Origin of the sequence: Azospirillum sp. 11R-A (genome assembly GCF_049472615.1) — a bacterium.
In the GTDB taxonomy this organism is placed as follows: domain Bacteria; phylum Pseudomonadota; class Alphaproteobacteria; order Azospirillales; family Azospirillaceae; genus Azospirillum; species Azospirillum palustre.
Window position 1 is genome coordinate 304,653 of the sequence record NZ_JBCEBL010000004.1, and the last position, 15,180, is coordinate 319,832.

Annotated in this window: 15 protein-coding genes; 11 read left to right on the forward strand and 4 right to left on the reverse strand. The window is 69.3% G+C overall.

The window, feature by feature from the left end; translation table 11 throughout:
* Positions 1–7: 7 nt before the first annotated feature.
* From mch to VH569_RS08945, 4 genes are read right to left on the reverse strand one after another with little or no spacing between them, the layout of a single operon-like run.
* A complete protein-coding gene (gene mch / locus VH569_RS08930) occupies positions 8–973 on the reverse strand; it encodes a methenyltetrahydromethanopterin cyclohydrolase (RefSeq protein WP_423315029.1) in 966 nt (321 codons plus the stop codon).
* Positions 948–2,111, reverse strand: coding sequence for an ATP-grasp domain-containing protein (locus VH569_RS08935; RefSeq protein ID WP_423315030.1), 1,164 nt, complete (start codon positions 2,109–2,111; stop codon positions 948–950). Before VH569_RS08935 ends, mch begins: the two co-directional genes overlap by 26 nt.
* On the reverse strand, positions 2,108–3,010 hold the full coding sequence (locus tag VH569_RS08940; RefSeq protein ID WP_423315031.1) for an NAD(P)-dependent methylenetetrahydromethanopterin dehydrogenase: 903 nt from the start codon (positions 3,008–3,010) through the stop codon (positions 2,108–2,110). Before VH569_RS08940 ends, VH569_RS08935 begins: the two co-directional genes overlap by 4 nt.
* Positions 3,011–3,060: 50 nt before the next feature.
* A complete protein-coding gene (locus VH569_RS08945) occupies positions 3,061–4,074 on the reverse strand; it encodes a beta-ribofuranosylaminobenzene 5'-phosphate synthase family protein (protein ID WP_423315032.1) in 1,014 nt (337 codons plus the stop codon).
* Between the two features lie 367 nt (positions 4,075–4,441).
* Between VH569_RS08945 and VH569_RS08950 the strand changes: the two genes are divergently transcribed.
* From VH569_RS08950 to VH569_RS09000, 11 genes are all read left to right on the forward strand, one after another.
* Positions 4,442–5,638 carry a formylmethanofuran dehydrogenase gene (locus VH569_RS08950; protein ID WP_423315033.1) on the forward strand — a complete coding sequence of 399 codons (1,197 nt, stop codon included), beginning with the start codon at positions 4,442–4,444 and terminating at the stop codon, positions 5,636–5,638.
* Positions 5,631–7,319 (forward strand): formylmethanofuran dehydrogenase subunit A, encoded by a 1,689-nt coding sequence (locus VH569_RS08955; protein ID WP_423315034.1) that lies wholly within the window; start codon positions 5,631–5,633, stop codon positions 7,317–7,319. The genes VH569_RS08950 and VH569_RS08955 overlap by 8 nt, the downstream gene beginning before the upstream one ends.
* Positions 7,310–8,215, forward strand: a complete 906-nt coding sequence (fhcD, locus tag VH569_RS08960) for a formylmethanofuran--tetrahydromethanopterin N-formyltransferase (RefSeq protein WP_423315035.1) — start codon at positions 7,310–7,312, stop codon at positions 8,213–8,215. Before VH569_RS08955 ends, fhcD begins: the two co-directional genes overlap by 10 nt.
* Complete coding sequence (locus VH569_RS08965; RefSeq protein ID WP_423315036.1) at positions 8,212–9,021, forward strand: formylmethanofuran dehydrogenase subunit C; 810 nt, start codon at positions 8,212–8,214, stop codon at positions 9,019–9,021. Before fhcD ends, VH569_RS08965 begins: the two co-directional genes overlap by 4 nt.
* A gap of 366 nt (positions 9,022–9,387) precedes the next feature.
* Positions 9,388–10,407, forward strand: coding sequence for a GlxA family transcriptional regulator (locus VH569_RS08970; protein WP_423315037.1), 1,020 nt, complete (start codon positions 9,388–9,390; stop codon positions 10,405–10,407).
* 192 nt (positions 10,408–10,599) lie between these two features.
* Positions 10,600–11,097, forward strand: a complete 498-nt coding sequence (locus VH569_RS08975) for a dihydroneopterin aldolase (protein WP_109047611.1) — start codon at positions 10,600–10,602, stop codon at positions 11,095–11,097.
* 4 nt (positions 11,098–11,101) lie between these two features.
* Entirely contained in the window at positions 11,102–11,803 is a 702-nt protein-coding gene (locus tag VH569_RS08980) for a uridylate kinase (protein WP_423315038.1), read from the forward strand.
* Entirely contained in the window at positions 11,800–12,369 is a 570-nt protein-coding gene (locus VH569_RS08985) for a flavoprotein (protein WP_423315039.1), read from the forward strand. Before VH569_RS08980 ends, VH569_RS08985 begins: the two co-directional genes overlap by 4 nt.
* Positions 12,345–13,769 (forward strand): DUF6513 domain-containing protein, encoded by a 1,425-nt coding sequence (locus VH569_RS08990; RefSeq protein ID WP_423315040.1) that lies wholly within the window; start codon positions 12,345–12,347, stop codon positions 13,767–13,769. Before VH569_RS08985 ends, VH569_RS08990 begins: the two co-directional genes overlap by 25 nt.
* The gene (locus VH569_RS08995; RefSeq protein WP_423315041.1) at positions 13,766–14,401 is read left to right on the forward strand and encodes a DUF447 domain-containing protein; all 636 of its coding nucleotides are present in this window, start codon (positions 13,766–13,768) and stop codon (positions 14,399–14,401) included. The genes VH569_RS08990 and VH569_RS08995 overlap by 4 nt, the downstream gene beginning before the upstream one ends.
* Entirely contained in the window at positions 14,398–15,099 is a 702-nt protein-coding gene (locus VH569_RS09000; protein ID WP_423315042.1) for a (5-formylfuran-3-yl)methyl phosphate synthase, read from the forward strand. The genes VH569_RS08995 and VH569_RS09000 overlap by 4 nt, the downstream gene beginning before the upstream one ends.
* The last annotated feature ends 81 nt before the right edge of the window (positions 15,100–15,180 follow it).

A 15,180-nucleotide genomic window follows, 5' to 3' on the forward strand; every position in this document is an offset into this window, starting at 1 on the left:
GCCTCCCCTACCCGCCGATGCCGAAGGAGCGGTCGAGCAGCGACGGTGCTAGCGCCCCGGCACTGAAGCTCCGTCCGCTCTCGAAGGCGGTGACGATCACGCGGGCCGGGCTGAACAGCATCGGATCGATTTTGAAGAAGTCGAAGCCGCTCGCCGCGAACAGGTCGGCGAAGGGCCGGCCATAGTCGGCGGAGGCCGAGCTGGGCAGGCGGGCCGCCAGATCGGCCGCGTCGTCGTCAGGACCGTCGACCAGCAGATGGACGGTGCCGCCGAACAGGATGGCGTCGTTGGTCCGGCCCATCGCCTGGACGAAGTCGCGTCCCGGCGGCGGCAACGGCGCACAGCCGACGCCGTCGCGCACACGCTCCAGCGGAAAATGCAGGGCGTGCAGCTTGTGCAGCCCGACCTCCAGCACGCGGGCGACAATCTGGACGATGCCGGCCGGGCTGCGGGTCGGCGTCAGGATCAGGGTCACGCGCTCCGCCGGCACGCCGCAGTCGCGCGCCACCTTTTCCACCACCGATGCCGGCGGCCACTTGTCCGTCTCCAGCACCAGCACGGCGCGGTCGGCCATGTCGCGGTAGCCGAGTTCGGCGAACAAAGGCTCCTTCACCGCCAGGGCGCGTCCCGGCCCCGATCCCAAGGCCGAGAATTTCTCGCCCGACAGGCTCCAGCCGGCATATTGGCTGCCGAGGCAGGCCAGGACCGGATCGGCGGCCGTCACCGTCACCTGCGCCGGCCAATGGGCGAAGGGAGAGTCCAAGCCGATGCGCACGCTGCCGGCGCCGCCCAGGCAAATCTCGGCGATGCGGCGCCCGGCCTCCAGGCTGCCGGGCCGGTCGATGCCGGCATCGATCACGGTGCAACCGGCGGGGTGCCGCTCCACCCCGATCCGCAGCATGGCGGCGTCCGCCACCAGGGCATGGACCAGGGGTGCGGCAAGCCGGCTAACACTGAAGGGAAGGGACGACATCGGCGGTTCTCTCCACAATACAGGCCCGCCGCGTGCAGTCCGCGACGATGCGTTCGATCCGGCAGGACAGGCGGCGCCGCGCTTCCTCCTCGTCGCCGCCCCAGGCGGTGACGCTGCACAGCGGCAGTCCGACCCCCACCGCGCTGCCGGCCCGAGGCAGGTCGGCGCACCAGGGGGGCCAGGGGAAATCCGCCGGCATCGTCAGGGCGGAGGCGGCATAGGCCACCGCACCGGCAACGACGCCCGGACGCGCCTCCCCCAGCGTCCAGCCGCGTCCGGCGGCAGCGTCGAGATGGGCCCGCATCACCCCACCCTGCCGGTGGCGTTCGAGCAGGTCGAGCGTGGCCCCCGGACGCGGATTGACCTCCAGCACCGTCACCGACTCTTCATCGACCAGCAGGTCCAGGCTGTTGAGCCCGACCAGCCCGAAGGCGGCGGCGATGCGGCGCGCCGCTTCCGCAAGCCGGTCGGCCAATGAAGTCGGCACCGCCGCCGGAAGCACCGCCCCGCCATAGCGGAAGGGCGCATCGGGCGCCGGATCGGCCCATTGCCGGCTGATCGCCACCGTTTCGCACCGGCCGGTGCGGTCGGCGATGAAGGCGACGGAGGTTGGCCGTCCCGCCGCCCGCCGTTGCAGATAATGACCGTCCGGCAGCGGACCTCCGGCCCAGGGAGCGACGTGCCAGCCCCCGGCCGCACCAACCCGTTTGACCAGCCAGTCCTCGGGGATCGCATCGTCTGGCATCGCCACCCGCGTTTCCGGATGCCGAATCTCCAACCCCTCCAGCCCCAGCACCGCCAGCCGCGCGGCGAAGCCGGCCGGGTCCTTGACCGCCCGCACCACCTCCGGCCGGTTGCCGAGCAGCCGATAAGGACCGGCCTGCATCAAGGCGGCCAGCAGGCCGGGCGCCTGTTCGAACCCCGATCCGACGACCAGACCGCTGCCCGGCGGAGCCAGCGTCCGGGCGGCGGCGATCAGCGCCTCCCGGTCGAAGCCGGTGACGGGATCGCCGGCCACGCAACGGGCGGGCAGCGGCAGGTCGGCGTCGCCGAACTGGTCCAGCGTCGCCACGGCGACCCCGGTGCGCACCACCGCCTGGGCGATTGCCCGGCCCGACAGGGCGGCCACCAGAATCACGCCGCTTTCCGGCATTGGGCGCGGGCCAGGACAAAGGCATCGTCAAAGGCCAGATAGACCGGCTTCGCCGCCTCGCGCATCGCCTTGAACAGGCCGTGCTGGGTCTTGAACTTCACGTTGCCGATGGCGAGCGCGCCGATGCCGACGGCGTCGGTCCCGTCGATGGCCACGCCATCGCTGAAGGCGTCCACCCCCTCCACGCCGGCCGGCGGCACGGCATTGACGTCGGCCACCACCCGCACCGATGGGGCGGCGGCGATCTGTGCACGGCTCAGCACCTGGACGCCGGCACGGGCGACCGCCAGCACCACATCGGTTTCCGCCAGGATGGCGGCCTTGTGGGCGTCGGTCGAGCCATCCACCGCGCCCAGCGTCACGCCGAACCGCTGACGGTAGGAGGTCGCCCGCTCGGTTACGGACGCCGCACCGTCATGGCCGACCAGTTGAACGGACGCACCGGCACGCGCGGCCAGCACCGCAGCGACACCGCCAACCGGTCCCTTGCCGCCGAACACCGCGACCCGCGATCCGGCCAACGCCAACCCAACCTTCTCAAGCTGAGCCTCGACCTTCGCGATCATCGCCGCGGCGGTGGTGTAGGCGCCGGACGGATCGGCGAAGACCGAGATTTCGAACGGCGGGACCATGGCCCGGCGCGCCGCCTCCAGCATGTCCAGCGCCGTCAGGATATCGCGGCCGGCGATGAACAGACCGGTCCGCTTGGCGTCGCCCGGAGCGCGGGAAAAGATCATGTCCTGGACAAGACCCGGCACCTCGCCAGTCTCGACATTGGTGTAAGGCACGATGATGCCATAGCCGGCATCGCACGCCATGTTGATGTCGAATGGACTGACCGCCTTTACCGGAGTAATGGCGTGCATGATATAGGGCTTTTCCATGAAACGAAGTCCTCGGTTCGCTTCATGGCACTGTCTTTCACCTTACATATTCACGCTGTCTTTTTTGCGACTGTTTCATATCCGGCAGCGACTGCGCTTCGATCGGAGAAAGTTTCCACCACCGCACCGTGATTCCGCCCCCGACAGACGACGAAACGCAGGTTGGGCCGTGTCCGCCAGCGCGTCTGCGCGCCCTCCGCCGCCCGCTCCGCCGATGCCGCATCGCCGAAGATGGCAAAGCCGGTCGGCCCCCAGGAGCTCTGCCCAACCCCCGTGGCGCCGGCCGACGGTAGCCAGCGCAGAACCTCGGCGACATCCGGGCTGCTGAAGCGCCCACCCTGGGCCGGGGCGAAATGATCGCCGACCACGCTCTGGAGTTCGGTCACGGCGGCGCCGAACCGCATCGCATCCCCTTCCGCCAGCGCCGGCAATCCGACCATCAGCGCCAGCCGGCACAGATAGGCCGCCTTGTCCGCCGGGAAGGGGGGCAGATCGCGGAAGGCGACCGTCTCGGCCGTGCCGGACAGGCCGCGGTTGGCGTCATCGAACACCAGCAGCATGCGCCACGGCTCCGGCAGGGCCATGCGGCTGATCACCGGCGGCGGTTCGTCCAACGCGCCCTTGCCGCCGTCCAGAATGACGCCGCCCTGCTCGAAGGCGCCAACGCCGATGCCTGACCGCGCCCCCCGGTCGAGCAGGCTGGCGACCCGGCGCGGCGGCAGCGGCCGGCCGGTCATCGCCGACAGGGCAGCCCCGACGGCCAACGCCAGCTGGGTGCCAGACCCAAGCCCGGAATGGGACGGGATGGTCCGGCCCAGCCTCAGGGAAAAGCGGTTTTCCAAACCCAGCGCACCGCACAGCCGGTCGAGATAGTCCGTCGCCCGGCAGGCAGGCCGGACGGAGAGATCGCCTCCCGGCCTTCCGCGCATCAGCATCAGTTCCGTTCCCAGCCCGTCGAGCGTCAGGCCCAGGCTGCCGAAGCGCCGGCCCAGCCCGCCTTCCATGTCGAGGAACCCAAGATGCAGCCGGGCGGGCACCTCCACCCGCACCGTGTCGACCGTCATGCGCTGTTCGCCGCAAATCATGGCCTACCTGTCGCAAAAGCCAAGGCGACCAGCCGCCTTTCGTACATAATAAAATTGACAGCGATAAAATCAATGAGAACAACGATAAAAAACAGATTATAGTCCAAAAATCTTTAAAAATCGGATTATATTTATTCATTTCCGCAAAGGATATGAACTGTAATTTCATGACCATTATTATTTAAGACAACCCTCCACACTCGACATCATGCGCGGGGTTTAGGATATGGACTATGGATTCGGCGGGAGCGATCTCCCACCGCCCATGAGCGATGTCGTTTGCCCATTCTGCGCAATGGCCTGCGACGACCTTGCAATCGCACGCGATGGCACAGGACAGCTCAGGGTGACCGCCAACGGCTGCGCACGGGCACGCACCCTGTTCGCCCTTCCGGCATTGCCTGCCCACTGCTTCATCAAAGGCCGCGCCGTTCCGCTCGACGAAGCGCTGGACGCAGCGGCGGCCTTGCTGCGCGATGCGGCCTCTCCCGCCGTCGGAGGACTGTCCGCCGACACCGAAGGAGTCTCCGCGGCCCTGGCGCTGGCCGAACGGCTGGGTGCGGTGGTGGACCATGCCGCGTCCGACAGCCTGTTCCACGGCCTGCGCGCGCTCCAAGTGACCGGCGCCATGACCGCCACCTTCGGCGAAATTCGCAACCGTGCCGACCTGTTCGTCCTGTTCGGAACCGAGTTCGAGCGCCATGCCCCCCGCCTGTTCGACCGCATCGTCCGTCCGCCGACAGCCCTGTTCCGCGATGCCGGCGCGGCGCGCGGCTTCCTGATCGGTCCCGGCGACGGCCCGGCACCGGACGGGTTCGAACGCCTGACCGCCGACCTGACGCACGCCCCTGCCATCGCCGCCGCCCTGTCGCAGTTGCTGGCCGGCGAAACACCCCGCGGTGACCAAGTCGGGGGCATCGCAATGGAGGACCTCGCCCGTGTCGCCGCAGCGTTGCGCGAGGCGCGCTTCGGCGTGGTCGGCTGGATCGCCGCCACGCTGGATCCGGCGGCCGGCGATATCGCCATCGAGGCCTTCAACCGATTGGTGGTGACCGCCAACGCCTCGACCCGCTGCGCCGGCTTGCCCCTGGGCGGCAAGGGTAACGCGCTGGGTGCCAACTATGTGTGCGCCTGGCAATATGGCGTGCCGCTGCGCTCCCGCCTGGGGGCCGGCCCACCGGAACATGATCCGCTGCGCTACCGGCTGAAAAGCCTGCTGGCAGGCGACGAGGTCGATGCGCTGGTCTGGCTTTCGGCCTTGAACGGCGCGGAACTGCCCGACACCCGCACCCCGATGATCGTGCTGGCCCGCCCCGGACAGCCGCTGCCCCGCGACCCGGAGGTGCTGATCCCGGTCGCCATCCCCGGCCTCGACCATTCCGGCAGCATCCACCGCGGCGACGGCGTCGCCGCCCTGCCTCTGCGCCGCTTGCGAACGACCGCCATGACGCTGCCGTCGGCCGCGTCGGTGCTGAGCGCCCTGCTCGACCGCCTCCCCGCCTCCCCACTCCCCGTCCCGCTTCGGGAGACAGCGCATGTCTGACGCCTACACCCTGCTGCGCAGCGGTCGCGTCTGCGATCCAACCGTGAGCACCGACGGCGGCGGGTTGCGTGACCTGTATCTGAAGGACGGCCGCATCGCGGCAGCACCCCCGGAAGACGCCCGCATCGGGGAGGTGGTCGATCTGGACGGCCGCATCGTCATGGCCGGCGCCATCGACATCCACAGCCACATCGGCGGCGGCAAGGTGAACCTCGCCCGCCTGCTTCTTCCGGAGGAGCATCGTGAGCACGCCAGCGGCCCCGACGGCCTGCGCCGCTCCGGCAGCGGCCTGTTCACCCCGTCCAGCTTCGTCACCGGCTACCGCTATGCCGAGATGGGCTACACCGCGGCCTTCGAGCCGGCCATGCTGCCGTCCAACGCGCGCCACACCCACCTGGAGCTGGCCGACATCCCAATCATCGACAAGGGCTGCTACGCCGTCCTCGGCAACGACGATTTCCTGCTGGAGCGGCTGGCCGCCGGGGCGACGCAGTCGGAAGTCAACGACTATGTCGCCTGGATCCTGCACGCCACCCAGGCGGTCGGCGTCAAGGTGGTGAATCCCGGCGGCATCAGCGCCTTCAAGTTCAACCAGCGCCGCCTGGATCTGGACGAGGCGCATCCCCATTACGGCATCACGCCGCGCCGCATCCTGACCACGCTGGCAACCGCCCTGTCCGACCTGGGGGTGCCGCATCCGCTGCACATCCACTGCAACAATCTGGGCATCCCCGGCAACGAAGCGGTGACGCGCGACACCATCGCCGCGCTCGACGGGCTGCCCGCCCATCTGACCCACCTGCAATTCCACAGCTATGGGACGGAGGGTGACCGCCGTTTCTCCTCGGCCGCCGCCGAGATCGCCGAAGCGGTGAACCGCAGCCCGAACATCTCGGTCGATGTCGGCCAGATCATCTTCGGTCAGACAATCACCGCCTCGGCCGACATCATGTCGCAGTTCCGCAACAGCGGCCTCGCCAGTCCGCGCAAATGGGTGTGCACCGACATCGAATGCGACGGCGGCTGCGGGCTGGTGCCGTTCCGCTACCGCGACAAGGCCTTCGTCAACGCCCTGCAATGGGCCATCGGGCTGGAGCTGTTCCTGCTGATCGAGGATCCTTGGCGGGTCTATCTGACCACGGACCACCCGAACGGCGGCCCCTTCACCAGCTATCCGCATCTGATCCGCCTGCTGATGGACCGCAGCTTCCGCAACGAGCAGCTGGCGCGGATCAATCCCGATGTCGCGGCGCACAGCCGGCTCGGCTCCATCGAACGCGAATACACGCTCGACGAGATCGCCATCATGACCCGCGCCGGCCCGGCCCGCGTGCTGGGCTTACGCGACCGCGGCCACCTGCGCCCCGGCGCCGTCGCCGACGTGGTGGTCTATGACGACCTGCCCGACCGCGAGGCGATGTTCGCGGCCCCAGCCTGGGTGTTCAAGAGCGGCCGGCCGGTGGCACGGAACGGCCGGCTGACCGCAACCGGCTGGGGCGACACCATCGTCGTCCGGCCGGAGTTCGACCCCGCCATCGAACGGCGGCTGAAGCCCTGGTTCGAGGATCACCAGACCGTCCGGCTCGGCAACTTCCGCATCGCGGACGGCGAGATCCTCGACCATGGCCGCGGCGGCCTGTCCATCGTTCCGACCCTGACGGCGTCCGACCCATGCTTCTGAACGGCATCCATATCGAAAGCACTTATGCCGAGGCCTTCGACATGAAGGCGACCCGGCTGATCGTGACCGCCGACACGCCGGCCTGGGCGCGCCATGCCGGCGGGGCTGCCACCGGCTTCGCCACCTCGGTCATCGCCTGCGGCTGCGAAGCCGGGATCGAGCGGGAGCTGGCGCCGGAGGAAACCCCCGACGGGCGCCCCGGCGTGTCCCTGCTGTTCTTCGCCACCGGGCGCAGCGTGCTGGGAAAGCAGGTCGAGACCCGCGTCGGCCAATGCATCCTGACCTGCCCCGGCACCGCCTGCTTCGCCGGCGTGCCGCGCGGGGTGACGGAGGATCTGATCCCGCTGGGCCGGAAGCTGCGCTATTTCGGCGACGGCCAGCAGATGTCGAAGCTGCTGGGCGGCCGGCGCTATTGGCGCATCCCGGTGATGGACGGCGAGTTCCTGTGCGAGGAATCGAGCTGGAGCGTTCCGGCGGTCGGCGGCGGCAACCTGCTGATCCTCGCCGATGCGCGGATGGCGGCGCTGGAGGCGGCGGAAGCGGCGGCGGACGCCATGCGCGCCGTGCCCAACGTGGTGCTGCCCTTCCCCGGCGGGGTCGTCCGCTCCGGCTCCAAGATCGGGGCGAAGTACAAGGGCATGCCAGCCTCCACCAACGACGCCTATTGCCCGACGCTGCGCGGCCTGCCCCGCTCCCGCCTGCCGGCCGAGGTCGAATCGGTGCTGGAGATCGTCATCGACGGGCTGACCGCCGCCGATGTCGCGGCCGCCACCACGGCCGGGCTGAAGTGCCTGATCGAACGCGGGCGCGGCTCCGGCATCTGGGGCGTCACTGCCGGCAATTACGGCGGCAAGCTGGGCCGCCACCATTTCCATCTTCACGAGCTGCTGCCATGAGCGTGCTGAGTTTCCGTCTGAAAGGCCCGCTGACCGGCCGCATCGACGCCTCCCCCCTGCTGCCGCACCGCTTGGCGGAATTGACCTTGCCGGAGATCGCCGCCTTGCCTCTGCGGCTCGGCCGGAGCCATGTCGCGGTGGGCGACCTGTTCGACCTGTCAGGCAGTCCGGGCGACATCGTCGAACTGGAGGGTGACGGGCGGCTCGACTTCGTCGGGGCGGGGATGACCGGCGGGACCATCCGGGTCGCCGGACCGGTCGGCCACCGCGCCGGCACCGGCATGAGCGGCGGCTCGCTGCTGGTGGAGGGGTCGGCAGGGCTGGCGGCGGGGGCGTCCATGCGAGGCGGCGAGCTGATCGTCCGGGGCGACGCCGGCAGCGAGTTGGGCGGCGCCCTCCCCGGCGAGCGGGCCGGCATGACCGGCGGGCGGATCCTGGTCCATGGCGCATGCGGCGACCGCGCCGGCGAGCGCATGCGCCGCGGTCTGATCGCCATTGGCGGCGATGTCGGCGCCTACGGCGCCCTGCACATGACTGCTGGCAGCCTGCTGATCGGCGGCAGGCCGGGGGCTTTCACCGGCCATGGCATGCGCAACGGCACCATCCTGTTCCGCGGCGAGATCGATCCGCTGCCGGGCTTTGCCGATTGCGGCCTCAACCAGCTGCCCTTCCTGTCGCTTCTGGACAATCACCTGTCGGGGCTTGACGAAGCGCCGCCCGCCTGCCGGGGACTGACCGGGCGGGCGCGGCGCTGGCTGGGCGACCGTGGATTCGGTGGGCGCGGCGAGATTCTGGCCTGCCTGTGAAGGCTCGCTCGCCGACCGTCGGCGAGCGGCGGCCGTTCACGCCAAGAGGGGCTACCTCATAGAGAGAGCGTGGTTGCTCCACCGGATGGTGCTATTGTTCGCTTCTCCGGATGATTTGCATGAAAAACAATCTCGACTCGGTCAACGTCGCGCTCCTTCAAGGATTATGTCCGCTTTGTTCAATGTCGCAGGGCCCCGACCTGCGTAGGCTGCTTGTCATAAAAACTTGATGGTGCGCAAAGGGATCGATCCCCCGCCCATCCGAACGCGGCCGCCACTGCAAACAAGGCCGCGGGTAAACAGCGTGTTCGCCGACCATTCGCGACCCACGATACGAACAGGAAAGCGGAAGAGGGGCACGGGACAATGAAGTGCAATGAGCAGCAATCCGGCGTTTCCCAGGCCGACACCATCGGTTTTCTCCTGGTTCCCGATTTCTCCATGATCGCATTCACCGCGGCGGTGGAGCCCCTCCGCCTCGCCAACCACATCAGCGGAAAGGAGTTGTATCGCTGGGTGCTGCTCTCCCCGACCGGCGGCGTTCAGCGGGCCAGCAACGGCATCGGCATCTGCGTCGACCACGCCATCGCCGACTGCCCGCCACTGTCCACCGTGATGGTGTGCAGCGGCATCGGCGGCCACTGGTACGAGGATCGGGCGATGTTCTCGTGGATGCGGCGTTCGGCCGCCCAGGGGATCGCCTTCGGCGCCCTGTGCACGGCCAGCCATATCCTGGCCCGCGCCGGCCTGCTGAACGGCTACCGCTGCACCATCCACTGGGAGAACATGGCCGGCTTCGCCGAAACCTTCCCGGAGATCGAAGCGACGGGCGAGCTGTTCACCATCGACCGCAACCGTTTCACCTGCGCAGGCGGCACTGCCGCCACCGACATGATGCTGCACCTGATCGCCGCGCGCCATGGCGAGAAGCTGGCGATGGACATCGCCGAACAGCTTCTGCACACCAAGATCCGCGCCGGCAGCATCCGCCAGCAGGAGGAGTTGCAAGCCAATCCGGTGCTGGACCACGAGGATCTCCACGCCGCGGTGGCGGTGATGCAGGCCAACATCGAGGAACCGCTGGATCTGCTGACGCTCGCCGCGGAGCTCGGCCAATCCCGCCGCAATCTGGAACGGCTGTTCCGCAAATACATGAACTGCTCGCCGGCCAAATACTATCTCGGCCTCCGGATGAAGCGGGCGCGGCAGCTGCTGTGCCAGACCCGCATGTCGGTGATGGAGGTGTCGATCAGCTGCGGCTTCATCTCCGCCACCCATTTCAGCAAATGCTACCGCGATCATTTCGGCATCGCACCGCGCAGCGACCGCCAGAGCCAGCGGCACAGCCCGCTCGCCGCCGCGCACGAGTTCGCCGGCCTGACCTGATGCCACAGCGGGCGGGCGGAAGGTCAAGCGGGACCGGATGGGGGAAACAGGCATGGGGCGGCGGAAATCGCCAGATTGCTGTCGCTTTCGAACAGATGCCGCCCCCCGGATGTCGGTAAGGTACAAATGCGGCCCGCCCGACACCAAATCCACGCTCGGCCCCGCCGGACAACAGCCAGGAGGACGGCACCGATGCTAGACGCGATTCTTTCCGCCCAATGCGCGCGTGGCCTGACCGCCGCCGGCTCCGGCCCGTCCACCATCCCCGCCGGCCTTTACGAGCTGTTCCTGGAAAACGTCGTCCTGCCCTGCCGGATCGGCGTCTTCGATTATGAGCGCGACGCGCCCCAGCGGGTGCGCATCGACCTGCTGCTGCAGGTGCGCCAGGACGGCGCCCAGTTCTCCGACGACATCGGCGACGTACTGTCCTACGACGATCTGCTGTCCGGGCTGAAGCGGATCCTGATGGACGAGCACACCAACCTTGTCGAGATGCTGGCGGAAAAGATCGCCCGCATGTGCCTTGCCCACGAACAGGTGCAGTCGGCCCGCGTGTCGGTGGCGAAGCTGGACATCTACGACGGCGTCGCGGTGCCGGGCATCCGGCTGGAGCGGACGCGCGACCAGATGCCGGGCCAATCCCTGCCGGCGTCGCGCCGCCCGCTGGCGATGGCGGACCGGCGGATCTGACCCGATGACGGCCAACGCATCGCCTGAGGACGGATCCCCAGCCCCCGCGGCGCGGCCCTGGGTGATCAAGATCGGCGGCAGCCTGTCCGACTGGCACCGGCTGGGAACGTGGCTGGATCTGATCGCCCGGCCCGGCCATCTCCATCCCGTGGTCATCGTACCGGGCGGCGGGCCCTTCGCCGACGCCGTGCGCGACGCCCAGGACAATTGGCGCTTCGACGACCGGCTCGCCCACCGCATGGCCCTGCTGGCGATGGAACAGTTCGGGCTGATGCTGCACGGCATCTGCCCGACCCTGCAAACGGCGGCGACGCGCGAGCGGCTGCGGTCGCTGATCCGGGCGCGGATGCCCGCGGTGTGGCTGCCGTCCGCCATGGCGCTCGACCAGCCCGAGATCGCCGAAAGCTGGGAGGTCACCTCCGACAGCCTCGCGGCATGGCTGGCGGTGGAGCTGGACGCGGCGGCGCTGGTGCTGGTCAAGTCGGGGCCCTGCCCCTGTGCGGCGACTGATGCGGCGTCGCTGGCCCGCGACGGGCTGGTCGATGCGGCCTTCCCGCTCTGGCGCGCCCGTTTCGCCGGCGACAGCTGGTGCATCCACCGCGACAACCACCTGCTGATGGAGGAGGCGCTGGCGGGCCGCGCCACCCCCGGCTGCGCCCTGCTGCGCTGCCCGGAGGTCGAGACCCTGCCCAGCGTGCGGGCATGAACAGCATCGCTCCCCCGCCGGCACCGCCGCGACTGGCCTGGGCCTTGACTGGGTCGGGCCATTACATCAAGGAGACGCTCGACCTGATGGCGCGCTTGGCGCCGCTCGACGTCTTTCTCAGCAAGGCGGCCGAGGAGGTGATGCGGATGTACCGCCGCCGCGACGGCAACTTTCCTCCCGGCACCCGCCTGTTCCGCGACCGGGCCGCCAGCGCCCCGCAGATCGGGCGGTTCTATTTCGGCGAATACCACACGCTGGTGGTGGGTCCGGCGACCTCGAACACGGTCGCCAAATGCGTGCAGGGGATTTCCGACACGCTGCCGACCAACGCCTTCGCCCAGGCCGGCAAATGCCGGGTGCCCTGCATCGTCTTCGCCTGCGACACCGCGCCGGAAATGATGACCGAGGCGCCGCACGGCATGGTGCCGGTCTATCCCCGGCGCATCGACTTGGAGAATGTCGAACGGCTGCGCGGGTTCGAGGCGACCACCGTCGTCGAAACCGTTCCCGAACTCGAATCCACGCTGAAGGCGCGTCTGGAATGTCTGACCACCTCGTCTTCGTGACCGGAAAGCTGGCGGAGCCGCGCCTGAGGGCGATGCTCGACGGGATGGCGCCCGCCCCCTTCCGCTTCGACGTGGTGCAGATCGGCGTCAGCGTCGCCGCCCTGATGACCGAGGAGCTGATCAGGCGCCGCCTGCCGCCCCCGCCTCCCGGCGCGCGCGTGCTCCTGCCCGGCCGGACGCGCTGCGATCTGGCGGCGCTGTCCGCACATTTCGGCGTCGCCTTCGAACGCGGGCCGGAGGAGCTGCGCGACATCCCCGCCTATCTCGGCGGGCGGGCGGCACAGGCCGACCTGAGCGCCCATGCGGTGACGATCTTCGCCGAGATCGTCGACGCGCCCCGCCGTTCCGTCGACAATCTGCTGGAGACCGCCGCAAGGCTGCGCCGCGACGGCGCCGACGTCATCGACCTCGGCTGCCAGCCGGGCGAGCGGTTCGAGGGGCTGGAAACTGCCGTTTCCGCTCTGGTCGCCGCCGGCCACACGGTCAGCGTCGACAGCGCCGACCCCGACGAACTGTTGCGCGGAGCGGCGGCCGGCGCCTCCTACCTGCTCAGCCTCAGCGAGGACACGCTGTGGGTGCTGGAGCGGACGGCAGCCACGCCGATCCTGGTTCCGGCCAAGCCGCGGGACCTGGAGTCGCTGTGCCGCGCCGTCGACCGGCTGCGGGCCGACGGCCGGCGTTTCCTGGCCGACCCGGTGCTCGACCCCATCCATTACGGCTTCACGGACTCGGTGGTGCGCTATCACGCCCTGCGCCGCCGCTATCCCGACATCGGGATGCTGATGGGAATCGGCAACCTGACCGAACTCACCGACGCCGACACCACGGGCACGACGGCGCTGCTGATGGGGATGGTGTCGGAACTGTCGATCGGCGCCGTCCTCACCCTTCAGGTCAGCCCGCATGCCCGCACCGCGGTGCGCGAGGCCGACCGGGCGCGGCGGATCATGCATGCAGCGGCGGAAAGCGGCAGCCTGCCGAAGGGCATCGACGACGGGCTGATGGCCCTGCGCGACCGCCGCCCCTACGCCGGCACGCCGGAGGAAATCGCGGAAACCGCCCGCAACATCCGCGACCCCTCCTTCCGGGTCGAGGTGGCGGAGGACGGGGTCCACGTCTACAACCGCGACGGCCACCATGTGGCAACCGATCCCTACAAGCTCTATCCCCTGCTCGGGCTGGCGGAGGACGGCGGACACGCCTTCTACATGGGGGTGGAGTTGCAGAAGGCCTTCCTCGCCTGGCAGCTCGGCAAGCGCTACGTCCAGGACGAGGATCTCGCCTGGGGCTGCACGGTGGAGGAAGCGCCGGAAGCGGAGGCAGGCAGCGATCCCCACGGTTTCAAGGCGGCGGGCACGACCTTGCAGGAGCGGCGGCGGGCCTGCGGAAAGGCATCATGATCCTCGAAACCATCGTCACCACGCTGGGCGCCGACGGAACCCCGCACATCGCCCCCTTCGGGGTGACGCGGACCGCGGACGATCTGGTGATCGCCCCCTTCCGCCCCTCCGTCACGCTCAACGCGCTCGAAGCCACCGGCCGGGCCGTGATCAACTTCACCGACGATGCGCGCCTGTTCGCCGGCTGCCTGACCGGGCGGCGGGACTGGCCGCTGGTCCCGGCAACCGCCATCGCTGGCGTGCGTCTGGCCGACAGCCTCGCCCACTGGGAGGTGGAGGTGGTCCGGATCGAGGCCGACCCGGTGCGCCCGCGCTTCCATTGCCGGCCCATCCATAGGGAGGCGCATCGGCCCTTCGAAGGCCACAACCGTGCCGCCGCCGCCGTGATCGAGGCGGCGATCCTGTGCAGCAGGCTGCACATGCTGCCGTGGGAGAAGGTGGAACGGGAAATGGCCTACCTTGCCATCGCCGTCGAGAAGACCGCCGGAGAGCGCGAGCGGGAAGCCTGGGGCTGGCTGTCCGACCGCGTGGCGGCCTTCCGGTCCGAAAGTCTCGCGGCAGAACCGCCCGCCACCGGAGACGCCGCCGGGCCCGCTGCGGACGATATGGCAAAACAACAGGTGTCCTCATGATCCGCATGCTCGCCAGCGTGACCAATCCCGTGGAGGCCGGGATCGCCGTGACGGCCGGGGCCGGCCTGATCGATCTGAAGAACCCGGACGACGGCGCCCTGGGTGCGCTGCCGGCCAACATCATCGACGCCTGTCTGCGGACGGTCGATGGCCGCAGACCGGTCAGCGCCACCATCGGCGATCTGCCGATGAACCCGGCAGTCATGGCGGCGGCGGTTTCCCGGACGGCGGCCACGGGTATCGACATCGTGAAGATCGGGATCGCCGCCGGAGGCGATCCGCATGCCTGCATCGCCGCAGCCGCCGAGGCGCGCGGCGCCGCCGCGCTGGTCGGCGTCATTCTTGCCGACCTGACCGCCCCTACCCCCGAACTGGTCCGCGCCATGGCCGATGCCGGCTTTATCGGTGTGATGCTGGACACCGGCCTGAAGGATGGCCGCACCCTGCGCGATCATCTGTCGGCCGACGCGCTGGCCGCCTTCATCGGGCAGGTGCGCGAGGCCGGATTGCTGGCCGGGCTGGCAGGGTCGCTGAGACTTGCCGACATCGGTCCTCTGGCTGCGCTAGGGCCCTCGATCCTCGGCTTCCGCGGCGCGCTTTGCCAGGGCGGCGCGCGGCGCGACGCAATCGACCCGGACAGGGTTGCCGAGGTCGTCCGAAGCGTGCGCGATGCGGTTGCGCTGAGCGAGTGCCTCTGACACCCGAACGCCTGCCCCGGATTTGCTGCTTTCTTCCTTCACACCACGGGTCCCCACGGTCGCTGGGGTGGGTTGCAGCGT

Excerpts from the sequence above, each read along its gene's own strand:
- mch (WP_423315029.1), bottom strand. The coding sequence starts at position 973 with ATGTCGTCCCTTCCCTTCAGTGTTAGCCGGCTTGCCGCACCCCTGGTC.
- VH569_RS08940 (WP_423315031.1), bottom strand. The coding sequence starts at position 3,010 with ATGGAAAAGCCCTATATCATGCACGCCATTACTCCGGTAAAGGCGGTC.
- VH569_RS08945 (WP_423315032.1), bottom strand. The coding sequence starts at position 4,074 with ATGACGGTCGACACGGTGCGGGTGGAGGTGCCCGCCCGGCTGCATCTT.
- VH569_RS08955 (WP_423315034.1), top strand. The coding sequence starts at position 5,631 with ATGTCTGACGCCTACACCCTGCTGCGCAGCGGTCGCGTCTGCGATCCA.
- fhcD (WP_423315035.1), top strand. The coding sequence starts at position 7,310 with ATGCTTCTGAACGGCATCCATATCGAAAGCACTTATGCCGAGGCCTTC.
- VH569_RS08965 (WP_423315036.1), top strand. The coding sequence starts at position 8,212 with ATGAGCGTGCTGAGTTTCCGTCTGAAAGGCCCGCTGACCGGCCGCATC.
- VH569_RS08970 (WP_423315037.1), top strand. The coding sequence starts at position 9,388 with ATGAAGTGCAATGAGCAGCAATCCGGCGTTTCCCAGGCCGACACCATC.
- VH569_RS08975 (WP_109047611.1), top strand. The coding sequence starts at position 10,600 with ATGCTAGACGCGATTCTTTCCGCCCAATGCGCGCGTGGCCTGACCGCC.
- VH569_RS08980 (WP_423315038.1), top strand. The coding sequence starts at position 11,102 with ATGACGGCCAACGCATCGCCTGAGGACGGATCCCCAGCCCCCGCGGCG.
- VH569_RS08985 (WP_423315039.1), top strand. The coding sequence starts at position 11,800 with ATGAACAGCATCGCTCCCCCGCCGGCACCGCCGCGACTGGCCTGGGCC.
- VH569_RS08990 (WP_423315040.1), top strand. The coding sequence starts at position 12,345 with ATGTCTGACCACCTCGTCTTCGTGACCGGAAAGCTGGCGGAGCCGCGC.
- VH569_RS08995 (WP_423315041.1), top strand. The coding sequence starts at position 13,766 with ATGATCCTCGAAACCATCGTCACCACGCTGGGCGCCGACGGAACCCCG.
- VH569_RS09000 (WP_423315042.1), top strand. The coding sequence starts at position 14,398 with ATGATCCGCATGCTCGCCAGCGTGACCAATCCCGTGGAGGCCGGGATC.